22 protein-coding genes are annotated in these 16879 nt (G+C 65.5%); 12 read left to right on the top strand and 10 right to left on the bottom strand.

Going from position 1 to position 16879, the window contains the following annotated elements; translation table 11 throughout:
- Positions 1 to 262: 262 nt before the first annotated feature.
- The 6 genes from QFZ61_RS02570 (at position 263) to QFZ61_RS02545 (ending at position 4000) form a co-directional block, all read left to right on the top strand.
- Positions 263 to 601 (top strand): helix-turn-helix transcriptional regulator, encoded by a 339-nt coding sequence (locus QFZ61_RS02570; protein ID WP_307033033.1) that lies wholly within the window; start codon positions 263 to 265, stop codon positions 599 to 601.
- A complete protein-coding gene (locus QFZ61_RS02565; protein ID WP_307033031.1) occupies positions 601 to 1050 on the top strand; it encodes an SRPBCC domain-containing protein in 450 nt (149 codons plus the stop codon). The genes QFZ61_RS02570 and QFZ61_RS02565 overlap by 1 nt, the downstream gene beginning before the upstream one ends.
- Positions 1051 to 1631: 581 nt before the next feature.
- On the top strand, positions 1632 to 1829 hold the full coding sequence (locus tag QFZ61_RS02560; protein ID WP_307033029.1) for a hypothetical protein: 198 nt from the start codon (positions 1632 to 1634) through the stop codon (positions 1827 to 1829).
- Positions 1830 to 2051: 222 nt separating this feature from the next.
- On the top strand, positions 2052 to 2477 hold the full coding sequence (locus QFZ61_RS02555; RefSeq protein ID WP_307033027.1) for a VOC family protein: 426 nt from the start codon (positions 2052 to 2054) through the stop codon (positions 2475 to 2477).
- Between the two features lie 86 nt (positions 2478 to 2563).
- Complete coding sequence (locus tag QFZ61_RS02550; protein WP_307033025.1) at positions 2564 to 2875, top strand: hypothetical protein; 312 nt, start codon at positions 2564 to 2566, stop codon at positions 2873 to 2875.
- Between the two features lie 252 nt (positions 2876 to 3127).
- Positions 3128 to 4000, top strand: coding sequence for a pentapeptide repeat-containing protein (locus QFZ61_RS02545; RefSeq protein WP_307033023.1), 873 nt, complete (start codon positions 3128 to 3130; stop codon positions 3998 to 4000).
- 359 nt (positions 4001 to 4359) lie between these two features.
- Here the strand turns inward: QFZ61_RS02545 and QFZ61_RS02540 are convergent, their stop codons facing one another.
- The 6 genes from QFZ61_RS02540 to QFZ61_RS02515 form a co-directional block, all read right to left on the bottom strand.
- Positions 4360 to 5337, bottom strand: coding sequence for a YncE family protein (locus QFZ61_RS02540; protein WP_307033021.1), 978 nt, complete (start codon positions 5335 to 5337; stop codon positions 4360 to 4362).
- Between the two features lie 189 nt (positions 5338 to 5526).
- The gene (locus QFZ61_RS02535) at positions 5527 to 6027 is read right to left on the bottom strand and encodes a peptidase (RefSeq protein WP_307033019.1); all 501 of its coding nucleotides are present in this window, start codon (positions 6025 to 6027) and stop codon (positions 5527 to 5529) included.
- The gene (locus tag QFZ61_RS02530) at positions 6024 to 7133 is read right to left on the bottom strand and encodes a cation diffusion facilitator family transporter (protein ID WP_307033017.1); all 1110 of its coding nucleotides are present in this window, start codon (positions 7131 to 7133) and stop codon (positions 6024 to 6026) included. The genes QFZ61_RS02535 and QFZ61_RS02530 overlap by 4 nt, the downstream gene beginning before the upstream one ends.
- Positions 7130 to 7495 carry a metalloregulator ArsR/SmtB family transcription factor gene (locus QFZ61_RS02525; RefSeq protein ID WP_307033015.1) on the bottom strand — a complete coding sequence of 122 codons (366 nt, stop codon included), beginning with the start codon at positions 7493 to 7495 and terminating at the stop codon, positions 7130 to 7132. The genes QFZ61_RS02530 and QFZ61_RS02525 overlap by 4 nt, the downstream gene beginning before the upstream one ends.
- A 221-nt stretch (positions 7496 to 7716) precedes the next feature.
- Positions 7717 to 8256 carry a GNAT family N-acetyltransferase gene (locus tag QFZ61_RS02520; protein ID WP_307033014.1) on the bottom strand — a complete coding sequence of 180 codons (540 nt, stop codon included), beginning with the start codon at positions 8254 to 8256 and terminating at the stop codon, positions 7717 to 7719.
- Between the two features lie 7 nt (positions 8257 to 8263).
- Complete coding sequence (locus tag QFZ61_RS02515) at positions 8264 to 9574, bottom strand: DUF445 domain-containing protein (protein WP_373427115.1); 1311 nt, start codon at positions 9572 to 9574, stop codon at positions 8264 to 8266.
- A 50-nt stretch (positions 9575 to 9624) separates the two neighbouring features.
- On the opposite strand from QFZ61_RS02515, the gene QFZ61_RS02510 reads away from it, so the two are divergent.
- A complete protein-coding gene (locus QFZ61_RS02510) occupies positions 9625 to 10512 on the top strand; it encodes a glycerophosphodiester phosphodiesterase family protein (RefSeq protein ID WP_307033013.1) in 888 nt (295 codons plus the stop codon).
- Between the two features lie 187 nt (positions 10513 to 10699).
- A complete protein-coding gene (locus tag QFZ61_RS02505) occupies positions 10700 to 11032 on the top strand; it encodes a hypothetical protein (protein WP_307033011.1) in 333 nt (110 codons plus the stop codon).
- Between the two features lie 129 nt (positions 11033 to 11161).
- On the opposite strand, the gene QFZ61_RS02500 is transcribed toward QFZ61_RS02505, so the two are convergent.
- Positions 11162 to 12754, bottom strand: coding sequence for an ABC transporter permease (locus QFZ61_RS02500; protein ID WP_307033009.1), 1593 nt, complete (start codon positions 12752 to 12754; stop codon positions 11162 to 11164).
- On the bottom strand, positions 12747 to 13721 hold the full coding sequence (locus tag QFZ61_RS02495; protein WP_307033007.1) for an ABC transporter ATP-binding protein: 975 nt from the start codon (positions 13719 to 13721) through the stop codon (positions 12747 to 12749). The genes QFZ61_RS02500 and QFZ61_RS02495 overlap by 8 nt, the downstream gene beginning before the upstream one ends.
- Positions 13722 to 13889: 168 nt before the next feature.
- On the opposite strand from QFZ61_RS02495, the gene QFZ61_RS02490 reads away from it, so the two are divergent.
- From QFZ61_RS02490 to QFZ61_RS02480, 3 genes are all read left to right on the top strand, one after another.
- Positions 13890 to 14642 (top strand): AzlC family ABC transporter permease, encoded by a 753-nt coding sequence (locus tag QFZ61_RS02490; RefSeq protein ID WP_307033005.1) that lies wholly within the window; start codon positions 13890 to 13892, stop codon positions 14640 to 14642.
- A complete protein-coding gene (locus QFZ61_RS02485) occupies positions 14639 to 14950 on the top strand; it encodes an AzlD domain-containing protein (RefSeq protein ID WP_307033003.1) in 312 nt (103 codons plus the stop codon). Before QFZ61_RS02490 ends, QFZ61_RS02485 begins: the two co-directional genes overlap by 4 nt.
- 62 nt (positions 14951 to 15012) lie before the next feature.
- A complete protein-coding gene (locus QFZ61_RS02480) occupies positions 15013 to 15234 on the top strand; it encodes a hypothetical protein (RefSeq protein ID WP_307033001.1) in 222 nt (73 codons plus the stop codon).
- A gap of 34 nt (positions 15235 to 15268) precedes the next feature.
- Here QFZ61_RS02480 and QFZ61_RS02475 read toward each other — a convergent pair whose 3' ends face one another.
- On the bottom strand, positions 15269 to 15685 hold the full coding sequence (locus QFZ61_RS02475; RefSeq protein ID WP_307032999.1) for a YkvA family protein: 417 nt from the start codon (positions 15683 to 15685) through the stop codon (positions 15269 to 15271).
- Between the two features lie 3 nt (positions 15686 to 15688).
- A complete protein-coding gene (locus tag QFZ61_RS02470; RefSeq protein WP_307032997.1) occupies positions 15689 to 16345 on the bottom strand; it encodes a TetR/AcrR family transcriptional regulator in 657 nt (218 codons plus the stop codon).
- 121 nt (positions 16346 to 16466) lie between these two features.
- On the opposite strand from QFZ61_RS02470, the gene QFZ61_RS02465 reads away from it, so the two are divergent.
- Positions 16467 to 16793, top strand: coding sequence for a thiamine-binding protein (locus tag QFZ61_RS02465; protein ID WP_307032995.1), 327 nt, complete (start codon positions 16467 to 16469; stop codon positions 16791 to 16793).
- Positions 16794 to 16879: the final 86 nt, after the last annotated feature.

Raw genomic sequence — 16879 nt, 5'->3', positions numbered from 1 at the left:
GGCTGGACCGATGCTGAGATGAATCGTGTTGAGGCGTCTTTTCAAGACATCGGCGATACCCGGCATGTGGGACGGCATCGGCGTCCCGCATGCCTTTCTGTCGAAGCGCTGCTGGGCTTCCGCACTACTGCGGGCGGTTGGAGTACCGATCGTTGCGGGTCTGATTTGGGGTCGCTGATCTGAATGAGTAACGCCTCCCAGGGGATTCTTAAGGCAGTCAGGAACTTGACCCGTAGGAAATATCCTACCTATTGTTGAGTTTGTGCCCGTCAGAACGAAAGATTCTCCCGCCGACCTTCTCTTCGGAGCGTTGGCCAACCCCACCAGGAGGGACATTCTCATGCTTCTCCTGGAGGGGCCGCGGACCGCTGGCGAGATTGCTGAACGATATGACATGGCCCGACCCAGTGTCTCCGAGCATCTGAAGGTGCTGCTGGACCGGAACCTCGTCTCCGAGGAGCGGAGGGGACGGACAATCCGATATTTACTGACACCCGAGCCTCTGGCCGACGTTGCCTCATGGCTGTCGCCGTTCGAGAAATTCTGGCGCGCACGCCTCAAAGACCTGAACCATACCCTCGAGAACCTGAAGGACACCTGATGTCAGCAACGTTGACCGCCATAGAGCTCGACGAATTTCTCCCCCACCCGCCCGCAAAGGTGTGGCGGGCACTCACCGAGCCGGCCCTGATCGCGGCCTGGCTGATGGAAAACGACTTTGAACCCGTCGTCGGGCACCGCTACGCCATGCGCGGAACTCCTGTCCCGGCCGTAGGCTTCAGCGGCCGTGTCGCCAGTGAAGTCCTCGAAATTGACCCCGAACGGCTCCTTCGGATCTCCTGGCGCGACGCAGAAGCGGGCAACGACCTGAACAGCACGGTGACGTGGACGCTGGTCCCCGAGGGGTCAGGCACCCGACTTTTCCTCGTCCACGAAGGATTCGACCCGGAGGAGCCGAGCCATGTAATCGCCCACCGCATCATGGGCGGCGGCTGGCGCGGACAGATACTCAAGAAGCTGACGGAAACGTTGGCCCGGACCGGGGAGTAAATATATGTAGGGCTGGGACGCTTGCCCTGAACACCATGCTCTTCTGCCGGGCCAGACCGCCAGCCTCTCGCTGGACGCGCCCTTTCACAAGTAAGTGGTCCCGGCCAGTCAGGAGACTCAAAGCGGCTTGAATCGGAATGGGTCGCCGCATTCGGCCCGGCCGGGCACCCTTCCGATCGATTCCCTTTCGATCGGAAGGGGAAGGGCAACACGGGTACCTGAACCACTTACGCCTCCCCGCATACCGAGAGACAGGAGGCGACCCTAACGGTCGGCACCAGATACGGCGGGGACCGCCCGATAGAGGATCCAGTAGCGGGCGCCGTGAGAAAAACGTGACCAGCCCTAGCATTGTCGCGCTCTTTCCCACGGCATACTCTTTGAGTCTGATCGGGAATTGGGGCGGTCGCGTGGCCGAAAAAGTCAGACTCTCATCATTGGCCCTTGCCCTGTCGGCGGTCCTGTGTGCGTGCGCAGGTCCTGGCACGCCGATGACCAAAGCGTCCCCGGAAACACCGAGCCCCGCTGCTTCGGGCATGCCAAGCCGGCTCTATACCCACTGCGGAATCAAGGAATTGCGCGTGGAGGACACATTCTTCGTTGCCGAAACACCATTGGACGACGGTCAGGGCAATCCACCTCCGGGATGGGGAAACCCCTATCAGGACGGCGCCGTGATCGTGTCCGGTACAAAGGCTGTATTCCGGGACGACAATGGCCACATCGTCACCTTCCTTGCTCGTCCCGGTGCCACAGGCTTTCTCAACATCTGCTCCTGACGGTCGATATGCCGCCCGATAAGGGATCCCCTCACGGGCGCCCGAAGCGGGCGTAGCCCGTCGCAACGTGTCTCGAAACCTCCGCGCCTCGAAACCCTAGGGTTTCGAGGCAGCCCGGCTGAGGGCTGGACACTAAAGCAGTCAGTTAGGGGAGTCGCTGCCACCGACATACGGCCGCAGGCCGATGGCATAGTTGTTGCATCCGAAGCGGAAGGCGGCCCCATGTCCTATCCATTCCAAGTGACCTTCGACTGCCACGACATCGACACGATGACCCGGTTTTGGGCGGTGGCCCTCAGCTACAGCCTCCAGGAACCGCCCGAGGGATCTTCGAGCTGGGCGGAATTTGCCACGAATCAAGGCATCCCGGAGGAGCTTTGGCGTGGCGCCGTCATTGACCCGGGCGGTAAAAGTCCCCGCCTATTCTTCCAGCCGGTTCCCGAAGGAAAAACGGCGAAGAACCGCGTACATCTGGACATCAATGTCAGCGAGAGCGCCGAGTCGAAGGAGGACGGACGCCGCTTGGCCCTTGCGCACGCCGATCGCTGCGTGGATGCCGGAGCCACGCGCGCCACGGTGTTCGACGGCTACGACGGCTGGCACATTACAATGCTCGACCCGGAAGGGAACGAATTTTGCATCCAGTGACAGGACCCGCGATATTCGGCCCAGGAAGCATCGCCACCAGCTCATACCCCTCGACCAGCCCCGGCTGCTGAGGATACTGTCGTACTGTGCCTGCGCCTTCACAAGATGCTCGACCCGAGATCCTTGTCGACGTCGATTACGGCTACACCTGGCCGATGTCCACCATATTTTGGGCGCTAGAAGATGTGCCTGATTGGAAGAGCGAACTTCCAGAGGCTCTGTACGAGGATCTTGTGGCGTGGGCGAAATTCTTCAACGAACACGCGAATGAAGAGACAGGGATGTTTGGGAGTGAGGAACGCCGCAAACACTTTGACCTGGAAGGAGTTCGCCTCCGAGACCAGCTCGAAAAAGTTCTGGGAGATAGATTTCGCTTCCGTCTCCGGCTGTGGTTCTAAATAACAGTCAAGGGACGCAATGTTTTTGCGTCCATGCCTGGCTGCGCGCTCGACGACCGGCTTACGGGCGGGTAGGACGTGGTGCTACGTTTAACCGCAGTGACATTCTTACTTTCTCTGTGACCCAGAGTCGATGCAGCGGTTCCCGTTTGCTTCCCTTGGAAGCGGTGATTCCGTGTGCCCTCGAAGGGGACTCCCTCGCGAGTTCCCCCGGCACCCGGCCCGTCACCGAACTCATCCAGAGAAGATCACATGCCCTTCATATCGAGCGGCTCCGCCGCGCCCTCCACACCTGCCCTTGACCGGGAATCATTGCGTCCTGATTGCGCCAACTGCTTCGCGCTCTGCTGCACCGCACTAGGCTTTTCCCGCACCACGGACTTCGCCATCGACAAGCCAGCAGGAACTCCCTGCAAGAACCTTGCCTCCGATTTCTCCTGCACCATCCACGACAGCCTGCGCCCGCGAGGCTTCCGGGGATGCACTGTCTTCGACTGCTTCGGAGCCGGCCAAAACGTCTCCCAGAACCTCTTCCAAGGAATCAGCTGGAAAGCGGATCCGGCAACAGCGAAAGACATGTTCACGTCCTTCAAGGTCGTCCGGCAACTCCACGAAATGCTCTGGTACCTGGCAGAAGCTACCAGGAGGACCTTCGACCCGGACACCTCGCGCCAGGTCAACGAGCTCAGAATGACAATCGAAAATGCGATGGCCGAAACGCAGCAGGTCCTTTCCCTTCACCTCGGCGACATGAACGCCCGGGTTCGGTCCGTACTGATGGGCGTCAGCGAAGAAGTGAGGTCCTCGTACCTTGCAACTGGTGATGATCACCTAGATGCTGCGCTTGTCCCGGGAGCAGACCTCATGGGCAAGAATATGAAGTCCAGGTCGCTGTGTGGGGCAGACCTTCGAGGCGCCTATCTCATCGCTGCGGACCTGCGGGACTGCGACCTCTCAGGCGCAGACCTCCTCGGCGCTGACCTCAGAGATGCCCGTCTCGAAGGAGCCGATCTTTCCAGAACCCTCTATCTGACACAGGCCCAACTCAACGCCGCCCAGGGCGACGCCCACACGCGCCTGCCTCCGGATCTCAGCAGTCCTAGTCATTGGCCCCGCAACAGCTGAAGATGACACACGGTGGCCGCCGGCCGGCAACTACACATCAGTTGCCGGCCGATCAGCACCTAAACCTCCGGCGGAAAGTGGTCGCTAGCCGATCGGCTTGCAGGCGTTCAAGGCCTCCTTCGTCCCAGTTGGTGCCAGACTAGCGCGGTGCATGTCGCTGAAGTACGTTTCAAAAATGCGGAACGTGGCCGGTCGGGATGTCGATCTAGAAGTAGACGCGCGTTTCGTCGACATGCCCATCCCGCGTAGGGCGCGAGTGCTTGACCTTGGCTGCGGCATCGGCTCTGCGGTGAAAGCGCTCAGGCAGGGACAAACTACACTCGTGGGCACCCGCCGTCGGGCGTCCGCATCATTTTGGATTATTTTGCAGGTTCCATGACGCGGAGGACTGGTCTGCCGCCGATGTTTTCCAGCGGGAAGTAGACCCGGTGGGTGCCCTGGTCCACGGCAACGGTGTGGGCGTGGTCGGCGAGTTTGCCCGAGGCCCTGACCGTCAGTGCCCGGCTTTGCTCGTCGAAAACGCTGACGACGCCGGACTCCGACGCGACATAGAGCCGGTGCAGCCCCTGGTCGAAGGCGAGCACGTCCGGGCCGCCGCCGGTGTCGAAGCGTGCGGTGACTTCTCTGGTTTGCAGATCCAGGACCAGAAGCTTCGCGTTGCCCTCGCAGGCGATGAATGCGAGCTTGTTGGCCCCGTCGAGATAGAGACCGTGGTTGCTGTCGCAGTCTTTCACCGAGATCCTGTCAGTGACCACGTCCGTGGCCGGGTCGATAATGGCAAGTTCGTTGCGGTCCTGGACATTGACCATGACCGTCCCGCTGGCCGGGTCGTAGACGCTGTTGCCGGCCCCGCCGCCAATCTCGACCGGTGGCTTGGCGCTCATCGTGGCGAGATCGATCACGGTTTCGGCGTGATCGTGTTCGTTGGAGACGTAGGCCTTGCCGTGGACGGGGTCGTAAGCGACCCCGTCGGGCGTACTGCCTGCCCGGACCCTGGCGGCTACGGCGAGCGTGTTGGTATCGATCAATGCGACCTCATCCGTTCCCGAGGCTGCAGCCAGCAGAAGATGCCGGTCCGCCGCAAGGGTCACGCCATGAACCGAGGAAATGCCGCGCACTGTCCCGGCCACCGTCCCGCTGTTCAGGTCAACAACGTGCACGGTGCCGTCGCCGAGGTGGGCGATGTACAGGCGCTTCGCCGCCGTGTCCAGGGCCTGGTAATCCAGTCTGCTCGCGGCGCCGGGCAGGGCGATGTCCTGGACCTGGGTCAACGGCAACGCCGACGCCGGGGGCGGCCCGGAACAGGCGGCCGCGGACGCCGCCAAAAAGATCAGCATCCCTGTAAAGATGGATTTCTGCTTCGACGTTCTCGGGGGTGGCGCCGGTTTCATGGCTGGGTCCCTTCCGGTCAAAGGATGGTGACGTCCCTCAGTTTGCGCTTATCCGGCCGAAATAGCTCCCTATGGCCGGGTCGGGAACTGGCCTGTTCGGAAGCACTTCCGGGACCGGCGAAGTCAGTGGCCATTTCACAGGTCGCTTAGACCGACCCCGCGGTCATCCAGACAAGGGGAACGTTTTCCTGCCGGCGTGCCTACCGACCGCAGGCAGGTGCAGGACGGTGTTTTGATTGCCGGCAGGGTCAGCCAGACGAACCGGCGCATCTTGTTGTACAGGCCGAAGTCCAGCACGGCGCCGTCCAGCTTTCCAGCCAGTTCGTGGCTCACACTGACCGTGATGCCCGAGCGATCCTCCCTGCAGACTTCCTCACCAGCCCGGGAGCTGCCATCTGGCGTCGAGGTTTCCGCCGTGAGCGAGCATCCCAGATACTTCTTTGGTTCGGTACGGGAAAAGTAGAGTCCCTGCCGCCGGCAGCCGCCGGGGCCCTGGTAGCAGTGCAGGGCCCCGCCGAAGACGCCGATCATGGCGGCTGCTTCGGCGGTCACGGTGAAGCTGCCATGACCCGGGATGTCGGCCAGAAGGCCAGGAGCGCTGACCGTATCGACGGCGGGACTGCGCGGCGGGGTCATTGATGTCCGTGAGCCGACGCCGCCCTGGCTGGGTCGTGGCTCTCGGGTGCCGGACCGGTGGTGGTCCGGATCGCGATGCCCGTAAGGTTGGGCAGGGCGTGGCTGAGCCTGTGCTCAGCGTCCCGCACGATGACTTCGCCCGCCGAGACCGGCATGTCAGCGACCTGGATGCTGGCATTGCCGTGGAGACGGTGGCCAATCCAGCGTAGTTGCAGGGCTGGTACGGCTTCCACACCGGGGGTGGTGGACAGCGCCGACAGTGCCCGGTCAACGAGATCCGGTTCGATGCCGTCCATTAGGCGCCGGCCGATGCTGCGGACCGTTCCCCAGAGCAAGATGATGATGGCGGCGGCAATCAGGAGCCCGACGATGGGGTCGGCAAGAGGGAACCCGGCCCATACACCGAGGGCTCCCAGCACGACGGCCAGAGAGGTGAACCCGTCCATGCGGGCGTGGACGCCGTCCGCCACCAGCGCGGCCGAACCAATCCTCCGGCCGATGCGGATGCGGTAGATTGCCACGGCCTCGTTGCCGGCGAACCCCACCAGGCCGGCAGCCGCAACCCAGCCCAGGTTGCTCAGCGGCTGCGGGTTAACCAGCCGGTCGATCGACTGCCAGCCGGCAACGACGGCGGAGAGCGCCACCACGGCGACGATGAACAGCCCGGCCAGGTCCTCGGCGCGGCCGAAGCCATACGTGTAGCGCCTCGTTGCAGGCCGTCGGGCGAGGACAAACGCCACCCAGAGCGGTACGGCTGTCAGGGCGTCGGAAAAGTTGTGGATCGTATCGGCAAGCAGTGCCACCGAACCGCTGATCAAGACCACAGCGAACTGCAAAACGGTGGTGGCTAGAAGCATGAAGAGGCTGATTTTGACCGCCCTGACACCCTGCCCGCTGGCCTCCAGCGCGTCGTCGACGGAATCTGCGGCGTCGTGGGTATGCGGGACAAATAAGCCGTAGAGGAAACCCTTGAACCCCGTTGGGTGCTCATGCCCATGCCCGTGGTCATGCCCATGTTCGTGATCGTGGTCGTGCCTGTGGTCGTGGTCGTGCCCGTGGAGCGACGCCGTCGGCTTGGAGGAGTGGTGGTCATGGTGGTCGGTCATGCGAGTTCCGCGCTTTCAGTGTGGTGGTGGCGGGGGGTTCCACCGAGGGAGTGTTCAGCCTGGAAAATGGCGTCGGCCACTAACTGGCGGGCGTGCTCGTTTTCCAGACGGTAGAAGACTCGCGTCCCGTCCTGCCTCGTGGTGACCATTCGGGCCAGGCGCATCTTCGCCAGATGCTGGGAAACAGCGGCCGGAGATTTATGGACGATCTCAGCCAGCTGGTTGACCGGCAGCTCGCCCCCGCGAAGGGCAAGAACGATCCGCACCCGGGTGGCGTCAGCCAGCATGGCGAACACCTCGACGGCCAGTTCGACGTACTGGCTGTCCGGTTCTCGGCCGCATATCTGTTTACCTGCATCCATGCGCAGATTATTGCACGCTGCGGGTGCTCGATGTTCCACAGGTCCGGCCGCGGCGGGAAATGGTCGTCCCGTTCCAAGGTCCCAGCGGTTGAGGCCCGGTCCGAGGGAGGGTGCTAGTGCTGATGATCGCCTCAGAGGTCGAAGTCGAGGTCGAGGTCGAGGTTGCCGCTTCCCGCGCGGTTGTCCCTGAGCCGCGACGCGCGCCGACGCGCCCTTTGGGGTCAGAGTGTCTTCATAGTGAAGAGAGAGTCGCCGTGCACGTCGTCTGGCTCCACTCGACCCGTCTCGACGAATCCAAGTTTGGCCAGCACGCGGCGTGAAGGGGTGTTCCAGTCCCGCACTGTGGCCCAAAGGCGTCGGTAGCCCGCAGCCTTTGCCTGCTGGAGAACGGTCCAGGAAGCTTCAGTCGCAAACCCCCGGCACCAGACTTGCCGGAGGAACTCAAACGCGAGCTCGGGCTCCTCTGCCGGTCCGTGGCTATTGGGAATCAGCCCGCAGTAGCCGATGACCTGCCCGGAACTTTTCTGCTCTGCGGCGAGTAACCCCGGGAAAGGATTCCCCGTGTCACGACGGATTTGGTCCGTGAGCTCTTGGAGTGAGGGACTGCCGTCGGGACTGATGCGGCGATGCGGGGGGACCCGGGGATCACGCTCGGTCCACAGCTCGCGCTGGACGGGGGCGTCGGAAACGCGCCAGGGCCGCAGCAGCAGCCGGTCGGTTTCGAACTCGCGCCGCTCACCGGGTGCCCGGGCCTGATCCACCGCGGGCCTAGCCGAAGACGAGGCTGGCGGCGGTGAAGATGGCAAGCCCGGCGAGGGCTCCCACCACGGTGCCGTTGATCCGGATGAACTGCAGGTCCTTTCCGACCTGCAGCTCGATTTTCTGCGACGTCTCCTCGGCGTCCCAGCGGGACACGGTGTCGGTAATCACGCCGGCGATGTCGGAGCGGTAGTTGTTCACGAGGTAGCCGGCAGCGTCGCCGATCCAGGTGTTCACCTTGCCGGCCAGCTCCGGGTCGACCACCAGCCGGGCGCCGAAGTCGTGGACGGCGGCCTTGAACCGGACCGTCAGTTCGCTGTGCGGATCGTCGACGGCGGCGAGCAGCGCGGCCTTGACTGTGCCCCAGGTGCGGGACGCGAGCTCACGGACCTCCGGGTCGCCGAGTACCTGCGCCTTAACCCCTTCGGCACGGGCAATCATGACCGGATCGTGCTGCAGGTCCTGCGCCAGTTCCTGAAGGTATGTGTCGATGGAACGCCGGACCTGGTGCTGCGGGTCAGCCTGAACCGCGCGGACAAATTTCAGGATCTCCAGGTAGACCTTGTCGCCCACGAGCCCGTCAACGAAGGTGGGCACCCACGTGGGGGAGCGGTCCGTCACCAGACGGTTGACCGTCTCGTGGTTGTCCCGCACCCAGTCCACGGTGCGGTCCACCAGCAGGTCGACCAGAGCGTGGTGGTGGCCGTCGTCGAACACGCGCTGCGCCAGCCGGCCCACCGGCGGGCCCCACGGGGGAGCCAGCACGTGCCGGCGGACCATGCCCTCGATAACCGCCTGGACGTCGTCGTCGTTAAGCACCTTGAAAGCGCCGCGAATCACGGCGGCGCCTTCCTTGGCCACCCGCTCGGCCCCGCCCGGGCCGGACAGCCAGCCGCCCACCTTCCGGGCGACGTCGACGCTGGCAAGCTTTTCCTTGACCACCTGTTCGGACAGGAAGTTGGTCTCCACGAATTCGCCCAGCGACGCCCCGATTTGGTCCTTGCGCCGCGGGATGATGGCGGTGTGGGGGATCTTCAGGCCCATCGGGTATTTGAACAGGGCCGTGACGGCGAACCAATCCGCGAGGGCGCCTACCATCCCGCCTTCGGCCGCCGCCCGGACGTACTCCAGCCACGGGTACTGCTTTTGCAGGGCGAAGGCGACAACGAAGATGATAGCCATGACGATCAGCAGCGACACGGCTAGCAATTTCATCTTCCGCAGCGCCGCCGCCTTTTGTGCGTCCGCGGCGGAGAGCCGGTGTTCGACGCCGGTCCCTGGGGCGGCGGGGCGGACGGGTTGCTGAGTGTTCACCTGCATAGGGCCAGCCTAGCCCGGCATCCGCCACCGCCGTCCGCTAACGTGTCAGCATGAGCATTCAGGAGTCCGCCGCCGCCCGCCCGCTGGTCTACGCGCACCGGGGCGCCAGCGCAGCGTTCGCCGAGCACACCCGTGCCGCTTATCTGCAGGCCATCGCCGACGGCGCCGACGGCGTGGAATGCGACGTGCACCTGACCCGCGACCAGCACGCGGTGCTGATCCACGACGCCAACCTTGACCGCACGTCCAACGGTACCGGCCCCGTTGCTGACCACACCCTGGAAGAACTGCGGCAACTGGACTTTTGCTCCTGGAAGGGCGTCCGCATCCCCGAGGCGTACGGGCCGCCTTCGAAGCAGTTCCTGACGCTTCCGGAGCTGCTGGACCTCCTGCGCCTGGCCGGCCGGGAGATCGGGCTGGCCATCGAGTTGAAGCACCCCAGCCCGTTCCAGCTTCGGCTGGAAGACCGGGTGCTGGCGGTTCTCGAGGCCGAGGGCTGGGACCGGAGCACCTCGATGCTGGACAATATCCGGATCTCTTTCATGAGTTTCAGCCCCGACGCGGTCAAGCACCTGCTTCGGACGGTCCCCGCGGCGGCCCTCTGCCAGCTCGTGGACGATGTGGAGGTAGACGAAATCCGCGAGGAACTGGGCGTGGGTCCCGTCGCCGGCGGGGCCTTGGCCAACATCATGAAGGCCGCGCAAACCGAGGGGGAGCGGCTGCTGGACGACTGCGAAGTGGGGCTGGCCGGCCCCGGCATGGATTACGTCCGGAGGCACGCCCGCACCGTACGCCGCTGGCTCGATTCGGGCCGCACATTCCGGGTCTGGACGGTTGACCGGCCGGAAGATGTCGCCCTCTGCCGGGAACTCGGTATCCAGGAAATCACCACGAATCGACCCGCGGACGTCCGGGCCCAGCTTCTCGCCCCGCTATAGGCTGCTCTGCCAGCTCGGGCTGCCCTCCTCGCGGGGGCGGCCAGAACGGATCAGGTGCTCTAACACGGTCTTGCATGGCGGGCGTAGACTTACAGTACAGTCTACCGCGTAGAGCACCCGCTCCGAGGGGCGCGTGTGGCCGTGGATCCGTTTCAGGTTCAACTGGAACAGCAATAAGGGACATCTCATGTCGACCAATCCGTCGTCACTTCCAGCACAAAACCATGGCAAAAGTACGTCTTTCCGGCGCGGCCTGGTATCCGTCAGGACCGTCGAAGCTCCCCGCCGCGAGAAGACGGAGCCGGACATCCGACGGCAAGCGGTAGCCATCATCGAGGCGCTCCTGGCGGTTTCGGATCCGGAGACGGCGCACGAAAGGGAACAGCTCAAGCAATTTGTGGATGCCCACCCAGGGCAACCGGAAGTTGCCCTGGCCCATCACCTGTTGGCCGTCAGGCCCCTGCTCGAGAAGCTGAATGACGGGGAGCACCCCGAGTCCGGCAACGAAGCGTTGGTGTGACAAACCCCCGGGCCGACTGACCCGCCGTCAGCAGGCGTGACCGACTGACCCGCCGTCAGCGCGCGTGACCGACTTACCCGCCGTCAACCGGCTCGGCCACCGCCGTCAGCCGGCGTGGACCGGCGGAAGCTAGCTAGCCAGGTCACGCCGTCGCCAGCCGAGGTAGCCCACCGCCGCCAGGCCGGCGGCGAGCGAGGTCAGGCCCAGCAGCGCCGGGACCGCGTCAGCACTCACCGGAAGCAGGGGGGAATGCCGGAACGGTGAGAGCTCCATCAGCCATCCCGGGGCGTTCCAGAGCACGCCGAAATCTCCCAGCGCCACGAAGGCCAGCAGTACGCCCCAGACCGCACCGGCCAGTCGCGGCACCCAACCGAACGCGGCCAGCGCGATGCCGGCCAGCACCCACGCGGCGGGAATCTGGGCCAGGGAAGCGACCGTGGCCCGGCCGATCAATACCGGCTCATGAACCGCAAGGGCCGCACCGGCGCCGATCGACACCCCGGCCAGCAGCATCAGCAGGGCGACTCCGGCCAGCGCAAAACCGTAGTGGCTGCTGGCCCAGTGGCTGCGCGTAACGGCAGTTCCCAGCAGCGCCTCGGTGTGGCCCGCTGATTCCTCGCTCCGCAGGTGGTTGGTTGCCGCCACACCGTAGGCCGCTGCAAGCAGGCCCATGATGCTGATCTCGGCAGACAGAAACGCTTCCTGCAAGGCAGACGCGCCACCGAGCTGCCTGACCAGCTCCTGGGCGTTCGGCGAAGTCAGCATGTCCGCCACGTTGCCGACCAGGGACCCGATCACCAGCCCGAACATAACGAACGCCGCCGCCCACGCCAGCCACACCCGGTACTGCAGCCGCACCGCCAGCGTCCAGATTCCGGTGACCGAGCCCACCGCCGGCCCGGGCCGCTCGTCCCGCAAGCCGGCTCCCAGGTCCCGACGCGCCCGCAGGGCAAAGGCCGCCGGAATGAGGAGGACAGACAGCGCCACGGGCAGCACCAGAACCCACCACCGGTCCCCGGCGAACGCGCGGATCTGCTGGTTCCAGCCGATCGGCGACAGCCATGACAGGAAGGACGGGCCGGGTTCGGCAAGGTCGCCGACGGCGCGCAGGGCGTACGTTACCGCGACAACTCCGATGCTGAGTCCGATCGCTGCCCGTGCGCTCGCTGTCACCTGTGCGGCGACACCGGCCACGGCGCTGAACGCCAGCCCGGTAGCGGCCCAGCCAAGGCCGAAGGCCAGCGAGCCCGTTGCAGGCAGTGCGCCGGCGGCAAGGGCGCCGGCCGAGAGCAGTCCGACGCCCAGGCTCGTGGTCGCGCCAATGATGAGCGCGGCGGCCAGCGGGGCATCGCGCCCGAGCCGGCCGCCGGCCAGCAGCTCGAGCCGTCCGCTTTCCTCATCGGCCCTGGTGTGCCGGATCATAAGGACGGCCATGAGGACCGCGAGGATGGCCGTCATGAAGGCGGTGTACTTAATCAGCGAGAGCGCCCCCAGCGACGCCGGATCATAGATCCGCCCGAACATCGCCACCATGGAAGCAGTGGCGTTCAGCGCGGTAGCGGCTTCGATGCGGCTGCGCAGATCGGGAAAGAGCTCCGCACCGGAAAGTGCCGTGGAGTAGGCCACCACGGTGAAGCCGGCCAGCCACATCGGCAACAGCCAGCGGTCCCGCCGCAGCCCCAGCCGGACCAGCGCCCCCGTGCCGGCCAGCGTCTCAGGCATTGCCGGGACTCCGGCTCCGGGACCCCTCGGAGCCCGCGGTATCCCGGACGCCAGTGCCAGAGCCAGCCCCGGTGCTTGAGTCGTTCCCGGAGCCGTAATGCCGAAGGAACAGGTCCTCCAGCGTCGGCGGCTGGCTGGTGAGCGCCCGCAGGTTGGCAGTGCCCAGCGCCTGCAGGAAAGCGCCCAATCCGGCCGGATCAACCTGGGCGCTGACCCGGTGGTCGGCCACCACCACATCGTGCACGCCGGGCAGCAGTTCCAGCCCCTCGGGGACGGCAGCTACGTCGGCAGTCACCGAAGTGCGGGTCAGATGCCGCAACTGTTCAAGCGGGCCGGTCTCCACCACTTGGCCGGTACGGATAATGCTGACGCGGTCAGAGAGCGCCTCCGCTTCGCTGAGGATGTGGGTGCTCAGCAGCACGGTGCGCCCCTGCGCCCGGAGCTCGCGGATGCAGCCGCGGAAGGCGTCTTCCATCAGCGGATCCAGCCCGCTCGTGGGTTCATCCAGCAGGAACAATTCCGCGTCCGTGGCCAGCGCCGCGACGAGCGCAACCTTCTGCCGGTTGCCCTTTGAATAGGTGCGGGTCTTCTTGGTCGGATCCAGTTCGAACACTTCCAGCAACTGGTCCCGGCGGGTGCGGTCCTGGCCGCCCTGCAGCCTGCCCAGGAGCTCGATCACCTCGCCGCCGGTCAGGTTCGGCCACAGGGCCACGTCTCCGGGGACGTACGCCAGCCGGCGGTGCAGGGCGGCGACATCGCGCCACGGATCAAGCCCCAGGACCCGGCTAGTGCCGGCGTCCGGCCGCAGCATCCCGAGCAGCAGCCGCAGCGTCGTCGACTTGCCGGAGCCATTGGGGCCGAGGAAGCCGTGCACCTCGCCGGCAGCGACCTCGAAGTCCAGTCCGTTGAGGGCCGTCACCGACCCGAACCGCTTCACGACGCCCGCGATTTCCACGACACTGCTCATAGCCCACAAGGTACTCCCGGCCGGTCCTCGAGGTCCCCTGCGGAAGGTCCTGTTTTCGCTGGCCGCGGGACAGGTTACGCCGCCGCCGCCCGCCCGTTCGGCGGGTTCTCCGTCGCTGTGATTGCATAGTTCCATGCCTTTTCGCTCGTCCCACCAGGCTCCCCGCCGGTGAAGCTTACGCAGTCCCCGGCCGTCCGCGTCGGACTTTCCATCAGTATCGCCACCGGGCTCTACGGGATCTCCTTCGGGGCGCTGTCGGTGACCTCCGGGCTCGATTTCTGGCAGACGATGGCGCTGAGCCTCTTGCTCTTCAGTGGCGGCTCGCAGTTCGCCTTCATCGGCGTGGTGGCAGGCGGCGGCTCCGGTATCGCAGCCATGGGCGCCGCTACCCTGCTGGGCATGCGCAACGGCATCTACGGCATGCAGCTCAACGCCCTGCTCCAGCCCCGGGGCTGGCGGCGCTTCGCCGCTGCCCACGTGACGATCGATGAATCGACCGCCACGAGCACCGGCCAAACGGACCCTGCGGAGCAGCGCCGGGGCTTCTGGACAGCCGGTATCGGCGTCTTTGTATTGTGGAACCTCTTCACAGCGGTTGGTGCACTGGCCGGCAGTGCGCTCGGTGATCCCAAGCAATGGGGGCTCGACGGCGCCGCAGTGGCCGCCTTTCTCGGCCTGCTGTGGCCGCGGCTCAAAGGCCGCGAACCTGTGGCCATCGCCGTCGTCTGCGCCCTTGCCACCGTCCTGGCCGTGCCGCTGGTGCCCGCCGGGGTGCCGATCCTGGTCGCCGCGCTGGTCGCGGCCGTGGCCGGTTGGTTCAGCCACGGTCGCAGCGATGAGGGTCTGGAGCCTGACGTGGACCCGTACGCCGACCAGCACCATGGCAGCGGCGCCAGCACCCGCCCGGGGGAGCCCCTATGACACTGTGGCTTTGGCTCCTGCTCTCATGCGTGCTGGCGTACGCCTGGAAGCTGATGGGCTACCTCGTGCCCGCCAGCCTGCTGCAAAACCCCCGGATGTCCAGAGTTGCCGGCACCATGACCATCGGCTTGCTGGCTTCCCTTACGGTGGTGAACACGCTGGCCTCGGGCCAGTCCCTGGCGCTGGATGCGCGGCTCGGCGCCCTGGGAGCGGCCGCCGTCGCGCTGGTGTTCCGGGCGCCGTTCCTGGTGGTGGTGCTCGCGGGCGCCGGAGCAGCGGCAGGGTTGCGGCTGCTTGGCTGGAACTGAGCCGAAAGTGCACCGGCCTTTTGCCCCTACCTCAGCCTGGGTGACGGAGGGACGATTCAACGATGACCGAAAAAGACACTCCGGACGCTGCTGCCCCGGGCCCGGAGGATCCGCAAGCGGCCAGCGCAACCGGCAAGGCGAGACATCCCAAGCCGTATGACCACCTGGTTTCCCCCGGGGCAGAGTCCACCCGGGAACTGCGCGAGCTGGCGCGGCGCCGCCGCGAGGCCGAAGAGAAGCTGCAGCAGCATCTCAAGGAGGCGAAGAAGCCCGATGGCGGCTGACGCCCGGTCCCGGGTGAGGAACGGGAGCGCCGGACTAGCGTGCGGTGCCTAGCCCGGCGAGCTTCAGGATGAGCTGAAGACCCTCGGGAGTCCCGGGCCAGTGCCGCCTCACGGCGTCCTCGCCTGCCCGGGCGACGACTGAGCGGAGCACCAGGGCGACGATCACGACGTCGTCCGCGTAGCCGATCACGGGCACGAAGTCCGGCACCAGGTCGATGGGCGAAAGCAGGTACACCAGCAGCAGGACGAGCCGGACCCGCACGCCAACGGCGACGGTGCTGTCGGCGATCAGCCGACGGATCAGGCGGAGCAAGTCAGGCAGCAGCCGCAGGGCGTCCTTCATCGTCACGGTTTCGGGATGCCGCCGCGCGTAGCCCCAGAGGAGCGCGAGCAGTACGGCATACAGCAGCAGCAAGCCGCCGAGCACGCCGGCGACGGTTTCCCAGGTCATGGATCAAAGGTACGTGCTCCCATAGGCGGCGCCGAAAGCTGTGCCGTACACGGTTCCCGGAAACAGGGACTGCGGCGGCAGCGGACGGTCCGGCCGCTCCGCCCGGATGGCGTCTTCGACCAGCGCGGCCGGACGGCGCCAGGCGTCCGACCCGGCCTCCATCGTGTCCACGACGCCGATCAGCATGGCCAGCAGCCTGATCATGTCAGTCATGGAGATGTCGCTGCGCAACGTGCCTTGGCCCTGCCCGCGGCCCAACAGCACGGCGACGGAATCGATGAGGTCCCCCGTGATGCCGGTAAGCACGCCGCGGCGGCCGGCCACCGCCCCAAGCAGGTTGGCTTCGTCGCTGGCAACAGCCATGAGGGCATCGATGACACGGAACAGGCCTTCGGCGGCGTCTTTACCGGCCAAGGCCTCCTCGATGACCGGGTTGACGAGCAGTTTCAGCTGCTGGTGCAGCGCCGCCAGGACGAGTTCTTCCTTGTCCGCGAAGTTTCGGAACAGCGTGGCAGGGCCCACCCCGGCGGTGACGGCAATGGTCTGCAGCGGAACTTCCGGGCCGTGATCGCGAAAGCACTGGCGGGCCGCGGCAATGATTTTGTTGACGTTACGCGCAGCGTCCGCACGGAGCGGCCTGCGGTCTACTGCCCGGTTCATTTGCTCAGGTTAGCAACGCGGAGGTGCAGGAAACCTGTTACCCGCGGGTACGCCATTGTGTGACGTTGCAGCCGCAGGTCCCATGCCCGGGCGGCTCGGCCGCAGGTGGCAGACTGGGGTCATGTTGCTAGCCTTTTCAGTCGCTCCTTCCGGCCGTCCCGCGGGAGCCGCCGCCGCTCCTGAATCCGACGACGCCTCGGTGCACCACGCAGTCGCCGAGGCGGTGCGGATCGTCCGGGAATCAGGCCTGCCGAACCGCACCGACTCGATGTTCACCACGATTGAGGGTGAGTGGGACGAGGTTTTCGACGTCGTAAAGCGGGCCACGGAGGCCGTGGGCCGCTTCGGCAGCCGCGTCTCCCTGGTGATCAAGGCCGATATCCGCCCCGGTTACAACGGCGAATTGACGGGCAAACTGGACCGTTTGGAACAGGCCCTAGACGGTTAACGGCACGGCCCGCACCGACACTGTGCTGTTGCGCTCCGGCCCGATAGTAAGTATGCTGATTACCTATTCTCGGTTACGTTTTGGCG

This window comes from Arthrobacter sp. B3I4, assembly GCF_030816855.1.
Taxonomy (GTDB): domain Bacteria; phylum Actinomycetota; class Actinomycetes; order Actinomycetales; family Micrococcaceae; genus Arthrobacter.
Note: the sequence above shows the minus strand (reverse complement) of the source record. Positions and strands in the feature narration are given on the sequence as shown.

Coding starts and splice junctions, on each gene's coding strand:
- QFZ61_RS02565 (WP_307033031.1), top strand. CDS start 601: ATGTCAGCAACGTTGACCGCCATAGAGCTCGACGAATTTCTCCCCCAC.
- QFZ61_RS02555 (WP_307033027.1), top strand. CDS start 2,052: ATGTCCTATCCATTCCAAGTGACCTTCGACTGCCACGACATCGACACG.
- QFZ61_RS02545 (WP_307033023.1), top strand. CDS start 3,128: ATGCCCTTCATATCGAGCGGCTCCGCCGCGCCCTCCACACCTGCCCTT.
- QFZ61_RS02540 (WP_307033021.1), bottom strand. CDS start 5,337: ATGCTGATCTTTTTGGCGGCGTCCGCGGCCGCCTGTTCCGGGCCGCCC.
- QFZ61_RS02535 (WP_307033019.1), bottom strand. CDS start 6,027: ATGACCCCGCCGCGCAGTCCCGCCGTCGATACGGTCAGCGCTCCTGGC.
- QFZ61_RS02530 (WP_307033017.1), bottom strand. CDS start 7,133: ATGACCGACCACCATGACCACCACTCCTCCAAGCCGACGGCGTCGCTC.
- QFZ61_RS02525 (WP_307033015.1), bottom strand. CDS start 7,495: ATGGATGCAGGTAAACAGATATGCGGCCGAGAACCGGACAGCCAGTAC.
- QFZ61_RS02515 (WP_373427115.1), bottom strand. CDS start 9,574: ATGCAGGTGAACACTCAGCAACCCGTCCGCCCCGCCGCCCCAGGGACC.
- QFZ61_RS02510 (WP_307033013.1), top strand. CDS start 9,625: ATGAGCATTCAGGAGTCCGCCGCCGCCCGCCCGCTGGTCTACGCGCAC.
- QFZ61_RS02505 (WP_307033011.1), top strand. CDS start 10,700: ATGTCGACCAATCCGTCGTCACTTCCAGCACAAAACCATGGCAAAAGT.
- QFZ61_RS02500 (WP_307033009.1), bottom strand. CDS start 12,754: ATGCCTGAGACGCTGGCCGGCACGGGGGCGCTGGTCCGGCTGGGGCTG.
- QFZ61_RS02495 (WP_307033007.1), bottom strand. CDS start 13,721: ATGAGCAGTGTCGTGGAAATCGCGGGCGTCGTGAAGCGGTTCGGGTCG.
- QFZ61_RS02485 (WP_307033003.1), top strand. CDS start 14,639: ATGACACTGTGGCTTTGGCTCCTGCTCTCATGCGTGCTGGCGTACGCC.
- QFZ61_RS02480 (WP_307033001.1), top strand. CDS start 15,013: ATGACCGAAAAAGACACTCCGGACGCTGCTGCCCCGGGCCCGGAGGAT.
- QFZ61_RS02475 (WP_307032999.1), bottom strand. CDS start 15,685: ATGACCTGGGAAACCGTCGCCGGCGTGCTCGGCGGCTTGCTGCTGCTG.
- QFZ61_RS02470 (WP_307032997.1), bottom strand. CDS start 16,345: ATGAACCGGGCAGTAGACCGCAGGCCGCTCCGTGCGGACGCTGCGCGT.
- QFZ61_RS02465 (WP_307032995.1), top strand. CDS start 16,467: ATGTTGCTAGCCTTTTCAGTCGCTCCTTCCGGCCGTCCCGCGGGAGCC.